Source organism: Nocardioides aquiterrae, assembly GCF_039526625.1.
GTDB lineage: Bacteria > Actinomycetota > Actinomycetes > Propionibacteriales > Nocardioidaceae > Nocardioides > Nocardioides aquiterrae.
This window is the reverse complement of the sequence record NZ_BAAAJE010000015.1, coordinates 152542-176022: the sequence shown is the minus strand read 5'-3', so window position 1 is coordinate 176022 and position 23481 is coordinate 152542. Positions and strand designations below refer to the sequence as shown.

At 67.1% G+C, this 23481-nt stretch carries 19 protein-coding genes and 3 pseudogenes; 9 read left to right on the top strand and 13 right to left on the bottom strand.

What is annotated here, in order from left to right; translation table 11 throughout:
* Positions 1 to 47: 47 nt before the first annotated feature.
* The 8 genes and pseudogenes from ABD086_RS15120 to ABD086_RS15085 all read right to left on the bottom strand — a co-directional run bounded on the left by ABD086_RS15120 (position 48) and on the right by ABD086_RS15085 (position 9322).
* The gene (locus tag ABD086_RS15120) at positions 48 to 1679 is read right to left on the bottom strand and encodes a long-chain fatty acid--CoA ligase (protein ID WP_343908396.1); all 1632 of its coding nucleotides are present in this window, start codon (positions 1677 to 1679) and stop codon (positions 48 to 50) included.
* Positions 1680 to 1755: 76 nt separating this feature from the next.
* On the bottom strand, positions 1756 to 2823 hold the full coding sequence (locus tag ABD086_RS15115; RefSeq protein ID WP_343908394.1) for a BtrH N-terminal domain-containing protein: 1068 nt from the start codon (positions 2821 to 2823) through the stop codon (positions 1756 to 1758).
* Between the two features lie 41 nt (positions 2824 to 2864).
* Positions 2865 to 3704 (bottom strand): SDR family oxidoreductase, encoded by an 840-nt coding sequence (locus ABD086_RS15110; protein ID WP_343908393.1) that lies wholly within the window; start codon positions 3702 to 3704, stop codon positions 2865 to 2867.
* Positions 3701 to 5230 (bottom strand): aldehyde dehydrogenase family protein, encoded by a 1530-nt coding sequence (locus ABD086_RS15105; protein ID WP_343908392.1) that lies wholly within the window; start codon positions 5228 to 5230, stop codon positions 3701 to 3703. The genes ABD086_RS15110 and ABD086_RS15105 overlap by 4 nt, the downstream gene beginning before the upstream one ends.
* A complete protein-coding gene (locus ABD086_RS15100) occupies positions 5230 to 6231 on the bottom strand; it encodes a transglutaminase domain-containing protein (RefSeq protein WP_343908391.1) in 1002 nt (333 codons plus the stop codon). Before ABD086_RS15100 ends, ABD086_RS15105 begins: the two co-directional genes overlap by 1 nt.
* Before the next feature lie 133 nt (positions 6232 to 6364).
* Positions 6365 to 7543, bottom strand: a complete 1179-nt coding sequence (locus ABD086_RS15095; protein ID WP_343908508.1) for an NAD(P)/FAD-dependent oxidoreductase — start codon at positions 7541 to 7543, stop codon at positions 6365 to 6367.
* 35 nt (positions 7544 to 7578) lie between these two features.
* Positions 7579 to 8964: pseudogene (locus ABD086_RS15090) on the bottom strand (cytochrome P450); the annotation flags it as partial.
* Between the two features lie 22 nt (positions 8965 to 8986).
* Positions 8987 to 9322, bottom strand: a complete 336-nt coding sequence (locus tag ABD086_RS15085) for a 2Fe-2S iron-sulfur cluster-binding protein (protein ID WP_343908388.1) — start codon at positions 9320 to 9322, stop codon at positions 8987 to 8989.
* Positions 9323 to 9446: 124 nt separating this feature from the next.
* Here ABD086_RS15085 and ABD086_RS15080 point away from each other — a divergent pair, with 124 nt between their 5' ends.
* Together ABD086_RS15080 and ABD086_RS15075 are read left to right on the top strand one after the other, a co-directional pair.
* Positions 9447 to 10523 carry a helix-turn-helix domain-containing protein gene (locus ABD086_RS15080; RefSeq protein WP_343908387.1) on the top strand — a complete coding sequence of 359 codons (1077 nt, stop codon included), beginning with the start codon at positions 9447 to 9449 and terminating at the stop codon, positions 10521 to 10523.
* A gap of 515 nt (positions 10524 to 11038) precedes the next feature.
* Positions 11039 to 11251: a helix-turn-helix domain-containing protein gene (locus ABD086_RS15075; RefSeq protein ID WP_343908386.1), complete on the top strand. Its 213-nt coding sequence runs from the start codon at positions 11039 to 11041 to the stop codon at positions 11249 to 11251.
* 10 nt (positions 11252 to 11261) lie between these two features.
* Here ABD086_RS15075 and ABD086_RS15070 read toward each other — a convergent pair.
* The 3 genes and pseudogenes from ABD086_RS15070 to ABD086_RS15060 all read right to left on the bottom strand — a co-directional run bounded on the left by ABD086_RS15070 (position 11262) and on the right by ABD086_RS15060 (position 14265).
* Positions 11262 to 12492 (bottom strand): annotated as a pseudogene (locus ABD086_RS15070) (IS256 family transposase).
* A 661-nt stretch (positions 12493 to 13153) separates the two neighbouring features.
* Complete coding sequence (locus tag ABD086_RS15065; protein ID WP_425571635.1) at positions 13154 to 13438, bottom strand: PaaI family thioesterase; 285 nt, start codon at positions 13436 to 13438, stop codon at positions 13154 to 13156.
* A 209-nt stretch (positions 13439 to 13647) separates the two neighbouring features.
* Positions 13648 to 14265 carry a TetR/AcrR family transcriptional regulator gene (locus ABD086_RS15060; protein ID WP_343908385.1) on the bottom strand — a complete coding sequence of 206 codons (618 nt, stop codon included), beginning with the start codon at positions 14263 to 14265 and terminating at the stop codon, positions 13648 to 13650.
* A gap of 197 nt (positions 14266 to 14462) precedes the next feature.
* On the opposite strand from ABD086_RS15060, the gene ABD086_RS15055 reads away from it, so the two are divergent.
* The 4 genes from ABD086_RS15055 (at position 14463) to ABD086_RS15040 (ending at position 20766) form a co-directional block, all read left to right on the top strand.
* Positions 14463 to 15878 carry a cytochrome P450 gene (locus ABD086_RS15055; protein ID WP_343908384.1) on the top strand — a complete coding sequence of 472 codons (1416 nt, stop codon included), beginning with the start codon at positions 14463 to 14465 and terminating at the stop codon, positions 15876 to 15878.
* A gap of 65 nt (positions 15879 to 15943) precedes the next feature.
* A complete protein-coding gene (locus tag ABD086_RS15050; protein ID WP_343908383.1) occupies positions 15944 to 18982 on the top strand; it encodes an MMPL family transporter in 3039 nt (1012 codons plus the stop codon).
* Positions 18979 to 20184 (top strand): cytochrome P450, encoded by a 1206-nt coding sequence (locus tag ABD086_RS15045; RefSeq protein ID WP_343908382.1) that lies wholly within the window; start codon positions 18979 to 18981, stop codon positions 20182 to 20184. Before ABD086_RS15050 ends, ABD086_RS15045 begins: the two co-directional genes overlap by 4 nt.
* Positions 20185 to 20199: 15 nt before the next feature.
* A complete protein-coding gene (locus ABD086_RS15040; protein ID WP_343908381.1) occupies positions 20200 to 20766 on the top strand; it encodes a hypothetical protein in 567 nt (188 codons plus the stop codon).
* Between the two features lie 255 nt (positions 20767 to 21021).
* Here ABD086_RS15040 and ABD086_RS15035 read toward each other — a convergent pair whose 3' ends face one another.
* Positions 21022 to 21255, bottom strand: coding sequence for an STAS domain-containing protein (locus ABD086_RS15035; protein WP_343908506.1), 234 nt, complete (start codon positions 21253 to 21255; stop codon positions 21022 to 21024).
* 126 nt (positions 21256 to 21381) lie between these two features.
* Here ABD086_RS15035 and ABD086_RS15030 point away from each other — a divergent pair, with 126 nt between their 5' ends.
* Positions 21382 to 21594 (top strand): MMPL family transporter, encoded by a 213-nt coding sequence (locus ABD086_RS15030; protein WP_343908380.1) that lies wholly within the window; start codon positions 21382 to 21384, stop codon positions 21592 to 21594.
* 195 nt (positions 21595 to 21789) lie between these two features.
* On the opposite strand, the gene ABD086_RS15025 is transcribed toward ABD086_RS15030, so the two are convergent.
* Positions 21790 to 22461 carry an MMPL family transporter gene (locus tag ABD086_RS15025; RefSeq protein WP_343908379.1) on the bottom strand — a complete coding sequence of 224 codons (672 nt, stop codon included), beginning with the start codon at positions 22459 to 22461 and terminating at the stop codon, positions 21790 to 21792.
* Between the two features lie 105 nt (positions 22462 to 22566).
* On the opposite strand from ABD086_RS15025, the pseudogene ABD086_RS15020 reads away from it, so the two are divergent.
* A pseudogene (locus ABD086_RS15020) lies at positions 22567 to 22944 on the top strand (transposase family protein); the annotation flags it as partial.
* A gap of 81 nt (positions 22945 to 23025) precedes the next feature.
* On the top strand, positions 23026 to 23460 hold the full coding sequence (locus tag ABD086_RS15015) for a helix-turn-helix domain-containing protein (RefSeq protein WP_343908378.1): 435 nt from the start codon (positions 23026 to 23028) through the stop codon (positions 23458 to 23460).
* Positions 23461 to 23481: the final 21 nt, after the last annotated feature.

The following is a 23481-nucleotide window of genomic DNA, read 5'->3' as shown; positions in this document are numbered from 1 at the left end:
CTCCTCTGGCCGTCCAGTCTCGCGCTCTCCGAATGGGGCAAGGTTTCTCAGACTTCGATGACAGCCAGCTCGCCCTGGGCGTGCAGGGAGCGCAGGCGCCTCTTGTCGAACTTGCCGACCGAGGTCTTGGGCACCTCGGCGACGAAGCACCAGCGTTCAGGCAGCCACCACTTGGCCACCTTGCCCTCGAGGAACTCGCGGAGCTGGCTCGGCGTGAGCTCCCTGCCCTCGCGCACGACGACCACAGCCAGGGGCCGTTCTTGCCACTTCACGTCCGGGACCCCGATCACGGAGGCCTCCAGAACGTCGGGGTGGCCGGCAAGCAGCAACTCGAGCTCCACGGAGGAGATCCACTCTCCGCCGGACTTGATCACGTCCTTGGTGCGGTCGGTCAGGGTGACGTAGCTCCGTGAATCGATGCGACCCACGTCACCGGTGCGGAGCCAGCCGTCGTGGAACTTCTCCCCGTCGTCCTCCTCACCAAGATAGGCGCCGGCGATCCAGGGCCCGCGCACCTGCAGCTCCCCCACCGCCTCACCGTCGTGAGGAAGCTCATGGCCGGCGTCGTCGACGATCCTCAACTCCACCCCAGCCACCGGACGGCCCTGGGTGGCACGCAGCCGCCACCGCTCCGGCTCGTCGAGGGACACAGGAGGTCGCGCAACGGCGGCCAACGGCGACGTCTCGGTCATCCCCCACGCCTGGAGGATCTGCATGCCGTACTTCTCCTCGAAGGTCTGCATCAGGTGCAGAGGCACCGCTGAGCCACCGCAGGCGACAAGACCGAGCGAGGAAACGTCGTGGCCCGGGTTCGATTCCAGGTAGTTCAAGACGTCGTTCCAGATCGTCGGGACCGCACCGGCGATCGTCGGCCGCTCTGCACCGATCAGTCGCACCAGCGGTTCGGCCTGCAAGAATCGCTCGGGCATAAGCAGGTCGGCACCTGACATGAATGCCGCGTAAACCAGGCCCCAAGCGTTGGCGTGGAACATTGGCACGATCGCGAGAATCCGGTCACCACAGCCGATTCCGAGGCCGTCGGCGGCGCAGGCCGCCATAGAGTGCAGATAGGTCGACCGGTGGCTGTAGGCCACACCCTTGGGGTTGCCGGTGGTGCCGGATGTATAGCACATAGCCGCTGCCGAATGCTCATCGAGGTCTGGCCAGTCAAAGGCCTCGGGCTGACCAGCGATGAACTCCTCGTAGCCCACGACTGTTACCCCGTCGCGGCGCAGAGGGGCAAGATCGGCGCCACCGGTCACCACTACCGTGTGCGCGCTGCTGATCTGCGGCAACACGGGAGCCAGCAGAGGCACCAGACTGCCATCGACGATCACGACTTGATCCTGGGCGTGGTTGCCGATATAGACGAGCTGCTCCGAGGTGAGGCGAAGGTTCAGGGTGTGCAGCACCGCGCCCATGGAGGGCACCGCCAAGTAGGCCTCCGCGTGCTCCTGGTTGTTCCACATGAAGGTCGCGATGCGCTCATCGCCCGTGATCCCACAGCCTCGCAACGCGTTGGCCAACTGAGCAGCCCTGCGGCCGACCTCAGCGAACGTGCTCACCCTCACGGACCCATCGGGCTGCAGGGTCCGCACGGTTGCTGAGCCATGGACGCTCGAGCCGTGGCGCAGAATCGCCGTGGTCGTCAACGGGACATTCATCATCGTGCTCTGCATGACATTCCTTCATCGTGAGTACATTCGAACAGACAGCGATTCGGAGCGTTCGCCACGCGTCCGGAGACAGCGCCCATCAGCGATCTGTGGAGTTCAAGGAGCCTGCGGCACGCTCCAGGGACTCGACCAGACGCAATTCGACCTCCGGCAGCCGACTCGCCATCGAGGCCACCGCGGCGACCCGAGCTCGAATATGAGCTTCGCGTTGGATCGCGACGCGTGCGGTGGCGGTCCAGGTCTGCGCACAACGCGCGGCGGCGACCGCAAGCTCTGCGGTCGCGGGGTCGCCGGTCAGCCGTGCGACCTCCGCGCACCCATCGGCGAGCAGGCGTCGGAAGAGCCCGCCACCGGTGCCTGCCTTCTCGATGAACGCGCCGAGGCTGAACAGGAGGATCTCAAGTTCGTCGTCGGGAAGGTCGGCCCAGGTCTCGACGTCGTCGGCCAGCTCAGCGACCGCTGCCAAACCTTCGCCGCCGACCGTCGCCGTCGTCGGATCGGCGATGCCGTGCTGCGCGGGATCGCGCATGCTGACCGCAGACTGACTGAACGCGCTAGCGGCCACACCTCCGATTGTGGGGAGCGCGCGGGGCCAGGTGATGCGGTACGTGCAGTGGCGCGTCGGCTGCGGGAAAGCCAGCGAGGCCCGTGCACGAGCCAACGCTTCGAGTGGAACCTCCTGCACCTCGGCGCGGTCGTTGTCGACGACGAAAGCGATATTCTTGGCCTCGTCGTAGCCGATCACCACGATGTCGTGGCGGCTCATTTGCAGCTGAACCCGCAGGTACGGCAGCTCGGAGATGTCACCCCACACGAGGCTGGGTCGGCCGGCGTCGACTTCGTCGCGAACCCACGACCATCCCTCGTCGGGATCGTCGGTGGTGAGGACCTGCACCAGCCCGCCAAGGCGGAGAGGCAACTCGACTTCGAAGTCGGCGCCTCGTCCCACCAGATACAGCGGAGGAACGAGTTCGCTCGATCGGAGGTAGGACAGCCCCAAGGCGCCACCGAGCGCGAACACCAGGCCCTCATCGGGCGGTCCGTCCCACCCCAGACCGTGCCAGTGCAGAAGATCCCGCATCGCACCCGAACCGCAGTGCCCGCCCATCCGATGGGGGTAGTCCTGAATCAGGGTCCCTTGGTGCACGTGACGTCCTTCTCGTGTGGCCGGATGGTTCAGAGATGGGGTTAGTTGTTCCGGATTCGATCCAGGTAGGCCTGGCGAGCACCCATGTCGACGTCGTCGAGGAACACCGAGTCCGTGCCCAGAGCCGAACCCAGCCCGGCGGCCACCCGTCCGGGCACGAACTTCATCGCCGCGACCATGCCGCCGGCGAAGCGAGTGACGCGTACGAACGGACGGGGGCGCTCGATCAGGTCGGCCGTCGCCCGAGCGATCTCCTGGGGTTCGGCGTTGCGCAGTCCCTTGGCTCCGGCCGTTCCGGACACGAGCTCGGTGTTGGTAAAGGTCGGTCGAACGGTGGACAGCTGGACCCCGGACTTGCGATATTCCTGCCGGGCTGCCTCGGTGAACCCGATGACGGCGAACTTGGTGCCACAGTAGGTGGCAAGACCCGGCACCGCGAGTTCACCGGCCAGCGACGCGGTGTTGATGATGTGTCCGGTACGGCGCGGCAGCATCCGCTGCAAGGCGAGCTTGGTCCCGAAGATCACTCCGAGGACGTTGATCTCAACCTGCCGGCGAGTCACGGCGTCATCCTCCTCGTGAGCGTGTCCGGTGGGCATGATGCCCGCGTTGTTGATCAGCACGTCGAGAGGACCGAGCTGCTTCTCGACCATGTCGAGGAAGGCTCGAAAGGAGTCGGGGTCGGTGACGTCGAGGCGAGTGACGACAGTCACCCCGAGCTCGTCGGCGGCCTCCTTGGCACGTGTCTCGTCGACGTCACCGATCGCGACACGGTGGCCTCGTCGGATCAGCTCCTTCGCGGTCTGGTACCCAATGCCGCGGGCGCCGCCGGTGATCGCGATCGTCTTGGCCGCCATAGTTGTTGTGGTGGGCGTCGTCACTTGCTGTGCTCCTTGTTCAGGCCGAGGCGCTGGCGCAAGCCGCGCCCGGCGGCCGCGCGCAGCACCTTTGCGGCGATGGCCGTACGCCGGGAGGAGTACGGGTACCACGTGAGTTCTCGTGGCAGCACGGGGAGCCGCGGCTCGGTCACCGCTCGGACCCGGCAATACTTGTGCAGCCCGTAGGCTCCTCCGAGCCGGGCGCCGATCCCCGAGGCCTTCCAGCCACTGTGGGGCAGCGTCATGGCGAAGAGGTTGCTGAAGACGTCGTTGATGTTGACCGCACCCGCATCCAAGCGTCGTGCGACGCGCTGCCCACGGGCGTGGTCGCGCGTCCACACCGTCGCCGACAATCCGTAGGGCGAGTCGTTGGCCAGTCGGATGGCTTCGTCTTCGTCGGCGACGCGCATCACCGGGATCGTGGGGCCGAAGGTCTCCTCGGTCATGCACGCCATCGTGTGATCCACGTCGACCAGGACGGTCGGCGCGTAGTAGTTCCCGGCCGCGCCCCGGATGCCGCCGGCCAGGACCTTGGCACCGGCCGCGACTGCCTCGCTGACGTGGCGATCCGCGATGTCGACCTGCCTCGCGGTGACCATTGCGCCGACGTCGTCTCCTGGCGCCGCACCTTGGGTCAGGGCTTGCACCCGCTGGGCCAGACGAGACACGAACTCGTCGTAGATCCCTGCCACCACGTACACCCGCTCGACGGAGATGCAGACCTGCCCTGCGTTGAACAGGCCACCCCACGCGACGCCCTCGACCGCACGAGCAAGGTCGGCGTCCTCGAGCACGATCGCGGGGTCCTTGCCGCCCAACTCCAGACTCAGCGGCTTCAACTGCTCAGCACAGCGAATGGCGACCGCGCGACCCGTGACGGTGGAGCCGGTGAACTGCACGAAGTCAGCAGCGTCGACCACCGCTGCACCGGTGTCGCCGGCTCCCACGACGTGTGCCAGAACGGGAGGGGCGCCGATCTCATGCCAGCCGTCGATGACCCGCGCGCAGGTCAGCGGGGTCTCTTCCGAGGACTTAGCCAGGACCGCGCAGCCGGCAGCCAAGGCGGGCGCCGCGTCCATGAGGAAGAGGGTGATCGGAAAGTTCCAGGGCGTGATGAGTCCGACGAGTGGGTAGGGCTGGTAGGTCTTGGACAGTCGCTTCGGCAGACTTAGCAGACCCGAGGACCCGACCTTCTCGTCGGCGAGAAAGCCCTCGGCATGGTCGGCGTAGTAGGTGATGAATTCGCACGACGCAGTCGTCTCCACGAGTGCGTCAGGGCGCACCTTGCCCGTCTCGGCCTGCAGCAGGTCGGTGAGCTCATCGGTGTGAGCCAGGATCCAGTCGCGCCACCGACGCATCCACCGCGCCCGCTGCCGCGGGCCAGCCTCGGCCCATGCGCGTTGGGCGAGGCGGAGTTCGGCCGCGATGCGGTTCACGGACTCGCGATCGTCCACGGGGACGGTTTGGACCAGCCGGCCGTCGGATGGGTTCCGCACCTCCAGGGTGGCTGCTGTGGTCGTCGTCCTCATCATCGGGCCTCCTGGGGGGAGTGGGACCCGCGGGAAGCTCCATCGGGCCCGGTCTGGCTTGTGGGTTGCTTGGTAAAGGCGTCGTCTACCGGATGCGCGGAGGTATGGACCATCGGTCCATACGTGTCCCGAAGTTCGGCCAGGATGGCGGCCAAGGGCAGGTCGTGGAAGACACCACGCTCGCGGATGTACTCCATGTGCTGGGTTCCGTCCGCGGCGAAGGCGTGCATCAGCGCGTCGTGCTCGCCGTCGAACTCCACTGGAGGAACACCGAAACGCGCACACAGCTCGGTGTTGAACGCCGGGGTCGCCTTGAGCCACCTGCCGTCGATATAGAGACTGCTGTATCCGTGGAAGACGAAGAGGTCGGTGCCGCCCATGCGCGCTCGCAATGCTTCGGTCTGCAAATGATTGCGGACGTCGGCGAACCCCAGCCGCGCCGGAATCCCTGCCGAACGGCAAACCGCGGTCAGTAGCACCGCCTTCGGAACGCAGTAGGCGCGGCCGGCCTGGAGGACGAAGCTCGCCCGGTAATGGGCCGGATCGTCCGAAACGGAGTACGGGTCGTACCAGACTTGGTCGCGTACGGCGGTGAAGAGCCGTATCGCCTTCTCCTTGTCGGTACTCGCATCACCGATCGCGGCCGCGGCGAACGTGCGGACGGCATCATGCTCGATGTCGAGGAACTCGGTCGCCTCCAGGAACGACACCGGCGCCTGACTCACCTGCGCTCCAATAGATCGGCAGACCATCGACCGCTGGCCTTGGCGGAGGTAGAAGCAGGTGAAGTCGCGGTCCCGGCTCGGATCGCCGCTGAGGACCACTTCGTCATGCCCTGTGTTGAGTCCGGCGATCTGGAGCTTGAGGTCGTGCTCCTGGTTGTTCCACATCAGCGTCGCGACCTGCTCGTCGCTGTTGATCCCGCACGCGCGCAGCGCGTATGCCAACCGAACCGTCTGGCTGCAGAGTGCGCACACCGGCCGTCGGGTGCGCCCGCTCACCGTGCCTGAGGATCGCTGCGGTCGTGAAGGGGACGGTCATCATGGTGCTGCGCATAGAGCTTCCTTCGACTGGGTGGTCGGCAACGGTGAGGAGGGAGGATTCGCTCACACGACGCGTGTGGTGCGAGACGGATCAGGGCGCAACGAGATCTTCAAGCTGCTCTCGGTCGACCTCGAGCCCCTTGCTGAGCGCTTGCTTGGCCCACACGAAGTCTCGAGGGCGGTTCACGCAGTCCGCGGCGATCAACCGGCCCCGCTGGAGGTAGTAGCAGGAGAAGTCGCGGTCACCGGCTGGGTCGCCGTTGATCACGACCTCGTCGTACCCGGTGTTCAAGCCGGCGGTCTGCAACTTGAGATCGTACTGGTCGGACCAGAACCAGGGCAGGGCCGCGATGGGTCGTTCTCGGCCACACAGCGTGGCCGCCGCAGTTTTCGCCTGCTCGGCGGCGCTCGGCACGGATTCCAGCCTGACGAGTCGGTCGTAGCGAGCCATCCGATGGCTGGCACAGTCCCCCGCGGCCACGATCCGGCCGTCGCTGGTGCGAGCGTGGTCGTCGATGACGATCCCGTCCTCCACCTCCAGGCCCGCGTCGACAGCGAGCTCGGTGCTGGGGACCAGTCCGACGCCCACGATCACGAGATCGGTCGGGATCCGCTCACCCCCGGCCAGGATCGCCTGTCTGACGCGCAGGTCGCCGACCAGACTCTCCACGAGAGCACGCGTCCGGATGACTACACCTGCCTCTCTGTGCACCCGCTCGTAGAAGGTCGACACCTCGGGTGCAGTGACCCTCTCGAGCACGCGTTCGGCAGCCTCCAGGACTGTCACTTCCAGGCCCAGCGCCCGCAGGGACGCGGCCGTCTCCAGACCGATGTAGCCGCCGCCGATGATGACGGCGTGGCGACCGGGCAAGGCCGATTCGCGGATCGTCTCGACGTCGGCAAAGGTCCGGAGGTAGTGAATCCCCGGAAGGTCGCTGCCGGGCAGGGACAGCCTGCGTGCGCGGCCGCCCGTGCACAGCGCTAGACCGTCGTACGCCAGTGTCTCGCCCTCGCTCGTCACGACGCATCCGGCGGCACGATCGATGCTGGTGACGGTTGCTCGCACCAGTCGGATCTCCTGCTTGGCGTAGAACTCCGTCTTGCGAATCGCGAGCTCCTCCCGGCTGCTCCTGCCTACGAGGTACGCCTTGGAGAGCGGAGGGCGCTGGTAGGGCAGCGCCGCTTCGTCCCCGACCAGGACGACCTCTCCGTCCCAGCCCTCCTGCCGCAGGCTGGCCGCCACCTGGGCGCCCGCGTGACTGGCTCCCACGACGAGAGCCCTGCCCCGGGTCACCCGACGGTCTTGGGCGTCAGCTCGACCATCAACTTGCTGATCCCGCGCACGAAGTTGGACTGGACGTACTCAGGCTCGCCAACGACCTCGATCTTCTCGAAGCGAGGGAGCAGCTCCTCCCAGAGGATGCGCAGCTGCATCTCTGCGAGCCGATTCCCCATGCACCGGTGGACACCGAATCCGAAGGAGATGTGGTTGCGCGCGTTGCTGCGGTCGATGATGAGGTCATCGGGTCGGTCGAAGACGCGCTCATCCCGGTTGCCCGAGGCGTACCACATGACCACCTTGTCCCCCTTGCGGATGAACTGGCCGTTGAGGATCGTGTCCTTCTTGGCCACTCGGCGCATGTAGGCCAACGGGGTCTGCCACCGGATGATCTCCGAGACCATGTTGGGGATGAGGCTCGGGTTCGCCTTGAGCTTCTCGAACTGGTCCGGGAACTGGTTCAGCGCGAGCACCCCGCCGCTCATGGAGTTCCTCGTGGTGTCATTGCCTCCCACGATCAGCAGGACGAGGTTGCCTAAGAACTCCATCGGGCGGTCGATCAAGTCCTTGGTGTCCTCGTTGCTCTGCAGCATCGTGATGAGGTCGAAGCCGGGCTCCTCACCCGCCGCGAGGCGCGCCTCCTTGTCGCGCCACAGGGCACTGAGCCCCCGCGCCGCATCGACGAATCCTCGGAAGACCTCGTCGTTGTCAGAGGGGCCACCATTGGCCTGCTCCATGGAGCTGGCCAGGTCCGACCACTCCACCAGCTTGCGACGCTGGTCGTAGGGGAAGTCCAGCAGCGTCGCCAGCATGCGCGCCGTCAGCTCGATGGAGACGAGATCGACCCAGTTGAAGGGCTCACCGACCGGGAGGCCGTCGAGCACCTCTTGGACGCGCGAGCGGATCAGCGCCTCCATCTCCCGCAGGTTCTTGGGAGCCACGACGCCTTGGACGGCCGCGCGCTGCCGGTCGTGCTTCGGCGGATCCATGGCGATGAACATGGCGACATCCATGAACCGCGGAGGCTCGCCGATGATGATGAACGGCTCGGCCGAGAAGGTCTCGTGGTCCTTGTCGACCGCGATGATGTCGGCGTGTCGGGTCACTGACCAGAACGGACCGAATGGGCTGTTGGCCTGGAAGTGGACGGGCGCCTCGTTCCGCACCCGCTCGAAGTACGACTGCCACTTGCCCTGCCGGTATAGGAACGGGTTGCTCAGGTCGATGTCGGCGAGAGCGACCTCCTCCACGGGCGAGATGGGCCGCTCGACGAAGATCTTCTGCCCGTTGGTCCGCGTCACGAAGCGGCGGGCCCTGTCGTACAGGTGGGCGCCGCGGATCTGTAGCTCCATCGGGACCAATGATTGCGCTCGCTCGGTCAGGGCGTCGGTCACGACCGTCAGTGTCGTCATGGTGTCGATGTCCTTTCGCTGATCACATCTGGAACTCTGGGAGCCGGACCACCAAGCCGTCACAGTTCTCGCTCATCGTCATCTGGCAGGACAGCCGCGAGGTCGGCTCGCGCTCAGGGTTCATCGCCAGCATCTCCTCCTCGACGGAGGTCGACCGTCCGACCGCGTCGGCCCACGAGTCGTCAACGATCACGTGGCAGGTGCCGCATGCCGCCTCCCCGCCGCAGTCGCCGTCGATGCCGGGGACCATGTTGCTCACGGCGATCTGCATGAGGGACTCGCCATCCTCCAGCGGGGCCTCGTGCTTCTCTCCGTCGTGAGAGATGAAGGTGACTACTGACATCGCGTAACTCCTCACTCGAAACTCGGTCCCGAGTGTTGTCGTCTCACTCGAAACTCGGTCCCGAGTGTTGTCGTCGATTCGGCCCAGTGGCTATGGTCACCCGCGTCAACCTTTTGTGAATTCGGCTCAGGAGACGTAGTTGAGGCAAGAGGAAGCCGGTGTCCCTCCCCTCGCGTTTGTCCAACTGCTGAACAGCGAAGCCCTCCAACCCGATGCGGTCGCGCACTTCCGACGTCTCGTGCGCCGCGAGGGCTGGTCGGAACTCGAACTGGTCAGGCGCGACCGGCAGGTGCCGATCCGATGGTTTCGCGAGGTGTTCGCCGACCTCGATCCCGACAGCGCGACCCGCTTCGGGCTCGCCTTCGCCGATCAGGCGCAGCTGACGTCCTTCGGCCCCCTGAGCCTGCCCCTGATCAGTGCCGCTTCCGTGGCTGAGGTCTTCGACCTCCTCGGCTATCTACCGGTCATCTCGGGAAGCCTTCGGCCTCACTTCCACCAGAGTCCGACAAGCTTGACAGTGGGTCTCACCGGGCAGACCGACGACCCCGCTCTCAACTGCCTCGTCATCGCATACGGTGGAGCAGCACTGCTACGGCTGCTCGACATGCTGGCCGGAGAACTACCCGCCGTGACGCTGCATCTCGCCTGGGAGGCCCCCAGGACTCCGGCGCTGGGGCCCGACGCCGTGGCCGGACGCTTGGTCTTCGGCGCACACACGTCGTTCATCGATGTGCCCGTCGAGTCCCTCTCAGCACCTTGCCGATTCCCGGACCCGGTCGCCTATCGCCTCGCCATCACTGAGCTGCGCCGCACGCTCGAGCGAGATAGGGAACCCACCAGCATCTCCGAGACCATCAGGCGGGCGATCGAGGAGAACCCTGCTCACAGTGGCCGCGACGAGGTCGCGGCCATGCTGGGCATGTCGGTCAGCACAGTGAAGCGGCGCCTCGACGCCGAGGGCACGACTTTTCGCGAGTTGCGAGAGGCGGTTCTCCGCGAACGTGCCATCGTGCGCCTCCTTGACCCGTCGCTTCCCATCAGCCAGATCGCCACCGACCTCGGTTACAGCGACTTGGCCAACTTCTCTCATGCCTTCAAACGCTGGACAGGGCAGTCACCGGTCGCCTTCCGCCGAGCGGGTAGCCGCATCCGGACGGATGCGGAGGCGAGTGGTCACCCACCTCTGACGCACGCCAGTGGCACCCGCAACCTTTAAGACCTTGGACAGCGTCGACCTCATCGCAACGCAGCCCGGCGTCGCGCTGGACACCCGTGGCAACTGAAGCCATGGACGGCCGACAATCGCTGAGCTGTTACACACGGGAACAGCCAGACCGAATCGGAGTTCGCGCAGGTCGGCACGGGTAGTCAGTCAACACTACGACCTGTAGTCACCTCTCACGTAGAGCTCGAACCCGACTGCAAGTGCGAGGGCCCGGCACGAGCCGGGGCCCTTGTTTCCGGACGGCCCGCTCCCCTCCCCAAGCCTGGACGGAGCAGGCAACGCCGCATTGAGGGCGGCGGTCCCGAAGTTCCGCCCCGACTTTCCCGGCCAGGGATCCGCGTCCTGTGCCGACGCTGATACGCGACAAAGCCTTCTGAGGTCTTCCAGCGTCAGGACGTTGTTCCGGCATGGCTAGTTCTTGGGAGGGTGTGCTAAGGATCGGCCCCTCGCAGCCCCTGCTTGACATCGGGGTTTAGACTGGGAGTCTAAACTTCAAAGGCAAGCCCGTGAAGGTGGTCTCCATGCGTCACGTCCCCGCCCAGATCGCCGCTCGATTACCAGCCGCGGCCGAGTTGTTTGCTGATCGCGGCCTTGAGGACACCAAGGTCGAGGACGTTGCGACCGCAACTGGGGTGCCGAAGGCGACGCTGTACTACTACTTCGCCGGGAAGGAGCAGATCCTGAGGCAGTGCCCCGCTGGGTGGTGGGCTTTGAGGTGATCCTCGGTGCCTATTCGCCGCTCTCGATGGCGGCGGTGCCTCCATTGTCGCTGAGGTCGTAGAGCTTGGCCATGGAGCCCTCGGACAGGTAGCGGCGATCGCCGGCGATCCACTCGTCATGCATGTCGATCAGGATGGCGCCGACCAGCCGGATCACCGCCGCGGAGTTCGGGAAGATCCCGACCACGCGGGAACGGCGCTTGATCTCCTTGTTGACCCGTTCGAGCGGGTTGGTGGACCAGATCTTGCGCCAGTGCGCTCTCGGGAACGCGGTGAAGGCCAGCACCTCGGCCTTCGTCTGGTCCATCAGCGGGCCGAGCTTGGGGAACCGGGCGGCGAACTCCTCGCGGGTCTTCTCCCAGGCCGCCTCGACCTCCTCTCGGGTGGCGTGGGCGAAGATCGCGCGGAACGCGGCGGCGACGTAGTCGGCCTGGGCCTTGGGGACGTGGGCGAGCAGGTTGCGGGCGAAGTGGACCCGGCACCGCTGGTGTCCGGTGCCGTGGAAGCAACGCCGCAGCGCCTTGACCAGCCCGGCGTGCTGGTCTGAGATGACCAGCCGCACCCCGGCCAGGCCGCGCTGCTTCAGGCTGGTCATGAAGCCCTTCCAGAACACCTCGTCCTCGCTGTCGCCGACGTCCAGGCCGAGGATCTCCCGCTCTACGGTAGGCACTCACACCGGTGGCCACGACCACGGCCATGGACACCACCTGGCTGGCCTGGTTGCGCACGTGCAGGTAGGTCGCGTCCAGATAGACGTAGGGGAACTCGGCGTGATCGAGGCTGCGGGTGCGGAACGCTCCGACGACCTCGTCCAGCCCGGCGCAGATCCGGGAGACCTCGGACTTGCTGATCCCGGAATCAGCGCCCATCGCCTCGACCAAGTCACCTACGCTGCGGGTCGAGACCCCGTGCACGTAGGCCTCCATCACCACCGCGTACAGCGCCTGGTCGATCCGGCGGCGAGGCTCGAGGATCGCGGGGAAGAACGACCCCTTCCGCAGCTTCGGGATCCGCAGCTGCACATCGCCGGCCTTCGTGGTCACCAGCCGCAGCCGGTGCCCGTTGCGTTCGGTCGTGCCGGTCTCGGTGCGCTCGTAGCGATCGGCGCCGATCCGCTCGGCGGCATCGGCTTCGATCAGCTCCTGCATCACCATCCGGACCGACTCACGGACCAGATCCACGCCATCACCGGCACGGAACGCATCGAGCAGCTCGGACAGGGCAGACTGGGACAAGGCCATCGGCTGGGTCTCCTTCAGTGTGTCTCTTCGCGGTTTCACACCGAAGATCCCGCCGATGGCCGCCTACGTCACGCAGCCCCGCCGTCGACCCTCAAACCCCACCACCCCAGGGGACGCACCTTCGCGGATCCCGCCCGCCTGCAGCCACGAACACCGAAATGAAGAACACCCGGACCCACGTTTCCGTGGGTCCCGGTGTCCGCGATGTCCTGAGACATCACATTTGTAGCGGGGGGCAGGATTTGCACCTGCGACCTCTGGACGAGATCGGGGCACCTGCGACAACTACGGAGTCCGGCCGAAAGCTACCGATTCGATCGGTGTAGTGAGGGATTCGCCCTCGCTTCCGGTCTCAGGATACCCGTCCAGTGACGAGTGGGACGGCCTCAATCTGGCCACTAGATGGACCCTGATCGAATCTGGCTTGGACCGGGCAGCCGCATCACTCGCGGTGGATCCTTCAGTGCGGCCTCCCCCCTGACGGGTGCCGCCATGCGGTACGCGGACCGGCTTCCAGACGGACGCACGCGACGCGTGAGCGGTATCAGTGAGGGCGGTCCGCCGGGGCGCGGAGTCGCAGCCAGCCTCGATCAGGTGTGTGGGAGGGTGCGAGGCTCCCGCAGCGCTCGCCGCCAACGCCGTTCCCTGACCGCTCGTATCTTCAGTCGAGGTCGACCGGGGCCGGCGGCGCGCCGCGATCGAAGTGGGCTATGTCCACTTTGAGGAACAGCGCTGACGCCGTGGCGACCGTAGTGCCGCCGACTTCTGACATCTCGGCTTCGACGAACAGCTTGCGGCCGTCGTCGCGTACGACGCGCGCTGCAAGCTCATAGCTGGTGCCGAGGATGACGGGGGCGTCGTAGCGCACCTCCAGCTGCCGGGTCACCGCCGGCGTCCCGGTCAGGTAGAGAAGGAAGCCGAACAGGTCGTCGAGGACGGTGGCCACGGCGCCGCCGTGTGCGATGCCCGGAGCGCCCATGTGGCGTTCGCTGAACCGGTGTACCGCGTGCACCTCCTCGCCGCGGCGTTGGACCACGAGGTGGTGTCCGTGGGGGTTGTCGGGTCCGCAGCCGAGGCAGTGGCCGTGGTGTGGTGGAAGCTGGGTGCCGTCCGGGTGCGGCCGGAACTTCTCCGCCCAGTTCCCAAGGATGCTGTTCAACGGTCCCCCTCCGGGTTCGCGGGGGTCGTGGCGAGGCCGTTGAGCATGAGGTCGCAGATGGAAGCAGCGATGCGCGCAGCGTCCTTGGCCGAGTCGTTCGACGATCCGTCGACCGCGGCGCTGAGACCGGTCACGGTGATCGCACCGAAGATGCTCAGCGCGACTGCGCCTGGGTCCTCCACCTGCCGCAGGGTGCCGTCGCTGACGCCTTCGGCAAGCAGGCTCGCGATGGGCCGGTGGAATGCCTCCTGTAACGCTGCGGCGAGTTCCGGAAGGCGCGTGGCGCGACCCAGGTCGCCGACGAGGGCCCGGCAGACGGCCGGATGATCGAGCATCACTGCAAGCTGTGCCTCGACCGCCGACTCCAGGCGGTCCCGAGCGCTGCCGGGGGCCGACGCCGCAGTGCCGACTTCGCCGGCGATCAGCTCGAGCATGTCGGCCAGCAGGAACGCCAGGACCTCGTCCTTGCCGCTGAAGTAGTAGTACAGCGTGGCCTTCGGGATGCCGGCTGCGTCGGCGATCTCGTCGACCTTGGCGTCAGCCAGGCCGCGCTCGGCGATGAGCTCCGCCGCCCCGTAGAGCTTGCTGGCCAGCTTGGCAGGTACCTGTCGCACTTCGCTTTCCCCTTCCCTCGGCCCCTGAGACCCACGGTTGACGTCGTTCCCCTACTGGATCAGAATCCTATCTTGAACTGCCAGTACAAACTTTGAGTCCGCCCGCTGGGCGCACGACCCACGATGTCTGGAGCTGCTCGATGAACGCGTTGCTCACCCCCTTGGGCGGACCCTTGCGGCGCCGTACTTCCTCGGTCGTGCTGACTCGACTGCCCGGTCGGGTGGACCAGGGGCTGCGCACGCTGAGTCGGTCCTGGCCGGTCCGGCCGCTGGCCGAGCCGCCGGCCGGCAGCGGTCTGGCAGCGGTGCGGGGCGACCAGGGTCTGCCGTTGCTGGGCCACACGCTCGACTACATCCGGTTCGGGTCCGATCTGGGTCGCGAGCGGTACGCGCGATTGGGTCCGGTCTCGTGGATGGGTGCCTTCGGGACCCAGGTCGTCGTGGTGGCCGGTCCCGATGCGACGCAGGCGGTGCTGGCCAACAAGGAGAAGGCGTTCTCCCAGGACGGGTGGACCTTTCTGATCGACGCGTTCTTCCATCGCGGCCTGATGCTGATGAGCTTCGGTGAGCACCTGATGCACCGGCGGATCATGCAGGAGGCGTTCACGCGTGACCGGCTCGCCGAGTACGTCTCCCAGGTGGCCCCCCGGGCACGCAGCGGTGTCGGCGCCTGGTCGACCGAGCACCCGGTGCTGCTCTACCCCCTGCTCAAGGAACTCACCTTGGACATCGCCACCGAGGTGTTCATGGGCGGCCGTGGAGGCGAAGACACCCGCGCCATCAATGACGCCTTCGTCGCAACGGTCCGAGCGGCCAGCTCCATGGTGCGCTTCCCGCTTCCCGGAACCCGCTTTCGGGCCGGCGTAAGAGGCCGTAGGGTGCTGGAGACCTACTTCTACGAGCACCTGCCGGCCGCCCGTTCGGGCGCCGGGAGAGACCTGTTCGCCGGGCTCTGTCAGGCCCGGACCACGGATGGCGACAAGTTCAGCGACCAAGACGTCGTCAACCACATGATCTTCTTGATGATGGCCGCACACGACACCTCGACCATCACCACAGCAGCGGTCACCTACTTCCTGGCCAAGCACCCCGAGTGGCAGGACCGCGCCCGCCAGGAGTCCCTCGCCCTGGGAGCAGAACCGGTCGACATCGACGCCCTCGACCGGTTGAACACCCTTGACCTGGTGATCAAGGAATCTCTGCGTCTGGTCGCGCCGGTGCCGCTGGTGATGCGCAAGACCGTCAAGCCCGCCGAGGTCGAGGGACACTTCATCCCCAACAACACGCTCGTCGCAGTGGCTCCGGCGGTGAACCACTTCGACCGCGCGTGCTGGAGCGATCCTGACGACTTCGACCCCGACCGGTTCGGGCCCGACCGCGCAGAGGACACGTCCCATCGCTACGCGTGGGTCCCGTTCGGTGGCGGTGCGCACAAGTGCATCGGCATGCACTTCGGCGTCCTGGAGGTCAAGGCGATCCTGCACGAGATGCTTCGCACCCACACCTGGACGGTGGCCGATGGCTACCGGGTGCGGTGGGACAACACCTCGTTGCCCGTACCCGTCGACGGCCTTCCCGTCCAGTTCCACAGCCTGGCCGACGCCCCGGCATGAGCAGGCTCAGGCGCCGGGCCCCGCGAAGCAGCGAGCGGCGAACCGCCCGCCGGCTCGAGTCGGGGATGCGCACGGTCCTCGCGGTGGGCCTGAGGGTCCCGGTCCTGGTCGTGGTCGCCTGGGTGATTGCCGCCGCCACGCTGTCACTGTTCGTGACGCCGCTGGCAACCGTCGTGGAGCGCAGCAGTACCGCGTTCCTGCCCGAGGACTCACCGACCCTGAAGGGTCTGCGGGTGATGGACTCCGAGTTCGGGTCCGGCCGCACCGAGTCCTACGTGTTCATCGTCATCGCCGACGAGGAGGGCCTGGGCGCCGCTGACCAACGCCTCTACCGGACCCTGGTGAACCGGTTGCAGGACGAGCCCGAGCGGGTCGCGGAGGTACAGGACTACCTCGGCAGGCCACAGGCACGGAAGGTGCTGACCAGCACCGACGGCAAGGCCACCTACATCGTGGTCGGCCTTGCATCCGCGGTCGGCTCCCCGGAGTCCGACCAGGACGTCCACTGGCTGCGCGACCTGGTCGCGGAGGTGCGGACCCCGGCGAACACGAAGGTCCACGTGACCGGGGATCCCGCGATGATCTCGGACCTGACCACGGCGGTGAACGAGGCGTCGATGAAGGTCACGGTCGTCTCGTTGCTTCTGCTCGTCAGCATCTTGTGGCTCATCTACCGCCGCGTGGCCACGGTCTTCGTCCCGTTGGCCACCATCGGGGTCGCCCTGCTGTGCACTCGCGGGGTCCTGTCCCTGGCCGGGCAGCACGGCCTGCCGCTGTCGACGTACACCGACGCTTTCGTGGTGGCCATCACCCTGGGGGCGGGAACCGACTACTGCGTGTTCCTGATCAGCCGCTTCCGCGAGGAGTACGCGGCTGGGCACGCGGCCCTCGATGCGGTCGGCACTGCCGTCTCCCGGGTCGGTCCGGCGCTGCTGGCCTCTGCGGCCACGGTCATCCTGGGCGCGATCAGCCTGGGGTTCACCAAGCTCGCGATCTTTGCCACGACCGGCCCGCCGATGGCGATCTGCGTCGCGGTCACGGTCGCGGTCAGCCTGACCTTCACCCCGGCGCTGATGCACTGGCTCGGGCCTCGCATCGGCCCCGCCCCTGCCCCGTCACCGGACTCGCGGTGGGCGCGGACCGGGGGCCTGCTGGCGCGTCAACCCGCCCGGGTTCTCGCCCTCGGTGTCGCGTTGCTGCTAGTCCTCGCGCTGATGTTGCCCACGATGCAGTTGTCGTTCGACGAGCGCAGCGCTCAGCCGCCCGACACCCCCAGCAACCTGGGTCTGGCCGCCCTGAACGACCACTTCCCGGTCAACGAGACGTTGCCGGACTACCTGCTGATCCGCGCCGACCACGACATGGCCAACGCTCGCGACCTCGCCGTACTGAACGCGGTCAGCACCGCGGTGGCCAAGGTCGACGGTGTCGCGTCGGTCAGCTCCATCACCCAGCCCGACGGCAGGCGCCTCGCGCCCGCCTCGATCGCGGGGCAGCTTGGCCGCCTCGCCAGGGGCCTGAACTCCGCTGACCGAAAGCTGCAGGAGGGCGAGCCCGGCCTGGAGAGACTCGCCACGGGCAGCGACCAGCTCGGCTCCGGCATCGGCAAGGTCGCCGACGGCGCCGACAAGGCGCAGGACGGGGCGGCCAAGCTGAGCCAAGGCAGCCGCCGACTCACCGGAGGACTCGACCAGGCAGCCGACGGAACACAGCGGGCCGCAAGCGGATCCCGCGACCTCCGCGACGGAGCCGCCAGCCTTGCCGCCGGACTTCGCACCGCCCACGACCAGGTCTCTGCCGCAGTCGACGCCATGGGCCAGATCGTGACCGCGCTCACCGCCGACCCGGTGTGCACCGCCGACCCGATCTGCAAGCGTTCCCGAGAGGGCCTCGACAGGATCTACCGAGGACAACGCGACCAGCTGCTGCCCGGGCTCGCGCGAGCCGCCGACGGGGCAACCCGCATCGCTGAGGGCAACGGTCAACTGGCAGCAGGCCTCGACAAGCTCACCAGCGGGCTCCGGCAGGCCCAACGTGGCAGCGCCCGCATCGCCAGCGGCCAGCAACTGCTCGGCGCCAAGCTCGGACAGCTCGCCGACGGCACCGACCAGCTGGCACAGGGAGCCCAGCGCATCTCCCCCGCGATCAGTCAGCTGCAGGCCCAGACCGCCCGACTGCAGACCGGCCTCGACCAGTCCGGGAACTATCTCCAGGCCGTGCACCAGCGCGCCAGCACCCCCGAGGCCGGCGGCTTCTACCTACCCTCCTCGGCGCTCAACCGGCCCGACTTCGCGCTGGCTCGACGATCGTTCCTCTCCGAGGACGGCCGGCTGGCCCGCATCCAGGTCACCGGCGACACCGACCCGCTGAGTCCTTCCGGGCTCAAGCGCTACAACGAGGTCCATGACGCCGCCGAGCAGTCGATGAACAACACCCGCCTGAGCGACGCGACCGTCCTGACCACCGGAGCAGCGGGCCTCGGCGCCGACCTGGGCCACTACCTCGCCCGCGACTCCGTCCTCGTCCTCATCGTGGTCCTGGCCGCCGTGCTCCTCATCCTCATCCTCACCCTGCGTGCCCTCGTGGCCCCGCTGTACCTGCTCGCCTCGGTCGTCATGTCCTGCGCTGCGGCGCTCGGCCTGACCACGTTGGTCTTCCAGCACCTCCTCGGGCAGCACATCCACTTCACCGTGCCGGTCATCACCTTCGTCCTGCTGGTCGCGGTGGGGGCCGACTACAACATCCTGCTGATGAGCCGGATGCGGGAAAGCGGGCTGGCGCTGACCCGTTGCGAGGTCGCCCGCGCAGTCACCGCCACCGGTCCCGTCATCACCGCCGCCGGCGTCATCTTCGCCTCCACCTTCGTGGCGCTGCTGTTCTCACCGGTCGAGGCGCTCACCCAGACCGGGTTCGCCGTCGCCTCAGGACTGCTGCTGGACACCTTCATCGTCCGCACCCTGGTCGTCCCCGCCTGCGCCGCCCTGGTCGAGGAACGCAGCTGGTGGCCACACCGCTACCCGACACCAGACACCTCAGGACCGCAACCAGCCACCTTGGCCGACCCGCCGACACGGAGCTCAACCCTCGAGGGGACCCCCCGATGAACCAGCAACAGCTGACCTACAGCCCCTTCGACCCAGCGGTGATCGACGACCCCTACCCCGTCTACCGTCAACTGCGCGACAACGCTCCCCTCTACTGGTCGCCGGAGACGAGCACCTGGGTGCTCAGCCGCTACGACGACGTCTCCGCGGCCCTGCTCGACCCGGAGACATACTCCTCGGCGTCCGGGATCTTCCCCACCCCACCCGGGGTCGACATGACCGAGCTGTTCCTGCCGATGCTCATCATGAGCGACCCACCCCGGCACACCCAGCTTCGCCACCTCATCAGCAAGGCCTTCACCCCGCGCCGCATCGCCGGACTCGAGACGCGCATCCAAGCCCTTGTCGACGAGCTGCTCGACCAGGCTCCCGACGTCGGGACCTGGGACTTCGTCTCCGGGTTCGCCGGGCCCCTGCCGGCCATCGTCATCGCCGACATGCTCGGTGTGCCGCGCAACGACCGCGGCCGGTTCCGGACATGGTCCAGCACGCTCATCCAGTCCAACCCCATCCGCGGAGAGTTCGGCCCCGGGCTGGACGCCGCCGCCGCGCTCTACGAGTACTTCGCGGCGTTCCTCGCCGACCGACGCGCGCACCCCCAAGACGACCTCATGACAGCACTCGTCCACGCCGAAGTGGACGGCGCCCACCTCTCCGAGGAGGAGCTCCTCGGCTTCTGCCTTCTGCTGCTCGTCGCCGGGCACGAAACCACCACCAACCTCCTCTCCAACAGCGCCGTAATACTCGCCCAGCATCCCGAGAGCCGTCGACGGCTCGCGGATCACCCCGATCTCGTCCCCGCCGCGGTCGAAGAACTGCTCCGCTACGACTCACCCGTCCAGGGCCTCGCGCGCACCCTGACCCGGCAGGTGGACCTGCACGGGCAACGCATGAAGACCGGTGACAGCGTGCTGCTGTTGTTCGGGTCGGCGAACCGGGACGACCACGCCTTCCCCTCCGCCGACGCCTTCGACATCAACCGCCGCCCCGAACGACAGATCGCCTTCGGCCGGGGCATCCACTTCTGCCTCGGCGCAGCCCTGGCACGCCTCGAAGCACAGATCGCTCTCCAGGCACTCCTGGCCCGACGTCGTGACTGGGATGCCGACCTCGACTCAGCGGTCCGACTTCGCTCCGGTCCGATCCGCGGCTACGTCGCGCTGCCCGTGCAGTGGGCGAAGGCTGCACCACCCTCGTCCTGAGGAAGGGAGCGCCCCGTGAAGAACCACCCGAAGCCGACCCGCGCCAGCGTCCTCCACGCCGTGACCGAGGAGATCCTGGCCCGCAAAGACGGGCAGATTCCCACCGACATCGACGGCATCGACACCTTCTTCAACGACCCCGACGACCTCGCGGACGCCCTGCTACTTCGCTGGCACACGCTACTGACCGCTTCACTAGAACGCGGACTCGTCGGCGACCCCGAAGACCGCGAGGAGATGGTCATCGAGGCATGGCGGCACGCCAGCGAGACCTACCGCGGCGTGCGGATGGTCATCGACGAGCTGGCTGAGAACCCGACAACCGACGGCATCGCGCACGCTGTCCGCGCGACCGCGCGCAACGACCGGGCAGCCATGGCTATCGCAGCGGGACTGGCCAGTGGCTTCGACGAACCAGCGATTCGAGTGGGGCGTCGCCTCGAGCTCGAAGCGCGACGGCGCAACGACCTCGTCGACGACACCGCGGTACGCGAGCCACCACCGCGGAAGCTGTTCAGCAAGTTCAAGACGATCCTCATCGGTCGATCCGTCACCGCAGAATTCGAGCGCCCTCGACCCTGACGTCGGTGAACTCCGCATCACGATCACGAACGGGGTGAAGGCCAGCAGCAGGACGAGAAGGGTGTCGATCGGGTGCAAGCCGCCCAGGTGCCACGCGGTGACGGCAGCCGAGACCACTGGTGCAGTCCCTCCTGCTGCGGGTGGTGGTCGACGACCTTGGGCGCCTGGTGGAGGAGGCCCCGCCCGAGGCGTTGGCCGCGTACCTGACCGAGCGGGCCGAGAGGTCGGACACACCGTCGACCCCATAGCCCGAAACTAGTGCGAGGGCAGCTCTCCGGTGAGCCGACCGTGCCGTTCGGCGCTGGCGTCGTTGAGACCGACGATCTCAACGGTCTTGACCTTGCGTTCGTACTTGGTGCTGATGGCGTCGAGCGAGGCGACGGTCGAGGCGTCCCAGATGTGTGACTGGGACAGGTCGATGACGACGCGGTCGGGGTCGTCGGCGTACTCGAACTGCGTGTATAGGTCGTTGCTGGAGGCGAAGAACAGCTCGCCGGGTGACGGTGTAGACCGCCGTGACGGTCCCGTCTGCGCTCTCGACGAGCTCGCGGTGGGTGTCGGTGAGGTGGGCGACCCTGCGGGCGAACAGCGTCATGGCAACCAGGACGCCGCCCCGTGATCACCTCCGCAGGCATCATCTTCGCCAGCACCTTCGTCGCCCTCCTCTCTTCACCAGTGGTCACCCTCGCGGAGACCGGCTTCGCCGTGGCCGCAGGACTGCTGCTCGACACCTTCGTGGTCCGCAGCCTCATCGTGCCCGCGTGCGCCGCCCTGCTCGAGGATCACAATTGGTGGCCGACTCGGATGCTGCGCCACGGGATCGGGTGATCGACCAGCCGATTGCCAGTCCCTCGACGGGACCACTCCTCGTCGACGGCCGCTGGAGTATCGGGCGCCAACGTCTCCTGTCCGGCCCTGATGCTCGGGCAGCCACCGGGGAACGCGGGTCGGCGCGCGCCACTGGCCCGATGCGCCGGTGCGCCGGCGTCCGCGTTGAGCCTCCGCAATGAGGCTTCCGGCCTCCTATCGCTGGGGGCGGCCGGGCTCCTGGATCGAGGCGGTGGAGCCGTTGCCTGACAGTGCGCTCACCTCGTCGTTGACGGTCGCTTGTGCGCTCGACCGCTGGCTGAGCAGGGTGGCGAGCCGGTCGCCTTCGACGTCGAGGTTCGGGATCAAGCGATCGAGCCAGCGCGGCAGCCACCACGCCCTGTCGTCGACGATCGCCATTACTGCTGGCATGAGTGTCACGCGGACGAAGAAGGCGTCGATGAGGATGCCAACGGCGAGCGCAAGGCCGACCTGTTTGACCACGATGTCGTGGCTGAAGATGAAGCCGGAGAAGACGGCGATCATGATCAGGGCCGCTGCTACGACTACGCGGCTTGCTTGGTCGAAGCCGTGTACGACACTGCGCATGCCGTGGTGGCCGTGGACGTAGGCGTCTCGCATCGAGGAGACGAGGAAGACCTGGTAGTCCATGGCGAGTCCGTAGAGGATGCCTGTGGCGATCATCGGTATCAAGCTCATTATCGGGCCACCTCCCTCCACTGCAAACAGGCTGCCGAACCATCCCCAGGTGAAGACGGCTGTAGTGACGCCGAAGGTGGCCAGGATGCTGAGCAGGAACCCGGCAGTCGCGACGAGTGGAACGATGACGGACCGGAAGACCAACATCAGGATCAGTAGCGATAGCACCTGACACTTCCGTGGGTGCTTGCGCGAGCCTGAGAGAGCCGCACGCCGTTCCCTGCCTAGGTTTCTGAGCTGTCGAAGAACAGGAACCAGTGAGCGGGGAACGGCGTGCGAAACGCCAGCCTATGGCGCGCCCTTCTGGGGGTCGAGCGCACTGTCATCGAGGACGTGGAGTTCGATGAGGACGAGGGCGTTGTGGTGGCCGCTGTGCGGCCCACGCGCCGGGCTGCGGCCCGGTGCGGACGGTGTGGTCGACGCTCGCCGTGGTACGACCGTGGCGAGGGACGACGGCGGTGGCGAAGCCTGGACCTCGGCACGATCGAGGTGTTCCTCGAGGCCGATGCGCCGCGGGTGAACTGCCGCGAGCACGGCCCCACGGTGCGTCAGGTGCCCTGGGCTCGCCACGCTGCGGGCCACACGTTGGCGTTCGACCAGCAGGTCGCGTGGCTGGCCACGCAGTGCTCCAAGAGCGCGATCACCGAGTTGTCGACGACGCTCGAAAACAGGGCTGATGCGACGTGGTGGTTTCCAGTGACCATCGCAACGAGCGCCGGTTCGTAGGAGGCCTTGTTGTCAGCGCGTCGTGTTCGGAAAGGGCCGGGTAGACGGCCGAAGTCGGAGGCCCGGGCCAGGTTTGTCGAGTTGCTGGCGCAGGGCTGGTCGCTGCGCGCCGCGTGCGCGGAGGTGGGTGTCTCACGCTCCGCCGGGCAGCGGTGGAAGAACGGGGCACGGGTGCGTCGTCCGGATGGCACGGTCTTCGTCGTGCCACCTCTCGAGCCGCTCGCTGTCCGTCAGATTTCGCCCCGCTTCCTATCCGAAGGCGAGCGGGTCAAGATCGCTGACCTGGCCAGCCGCGGTCACGGGCCGGCGGCGATCGGGCGAGAGCTCGGTCGCGCCGCATCGACGATCAGCCGCGAGCTGCGACGCAACCTGCACCACTCCGGGCAGTACCGCCCCTTCCACGCCCACAGGGGGACTTACTTTCTGCTGACTTTTCGGTGAGCTAGGCATGGTAAGGACCTC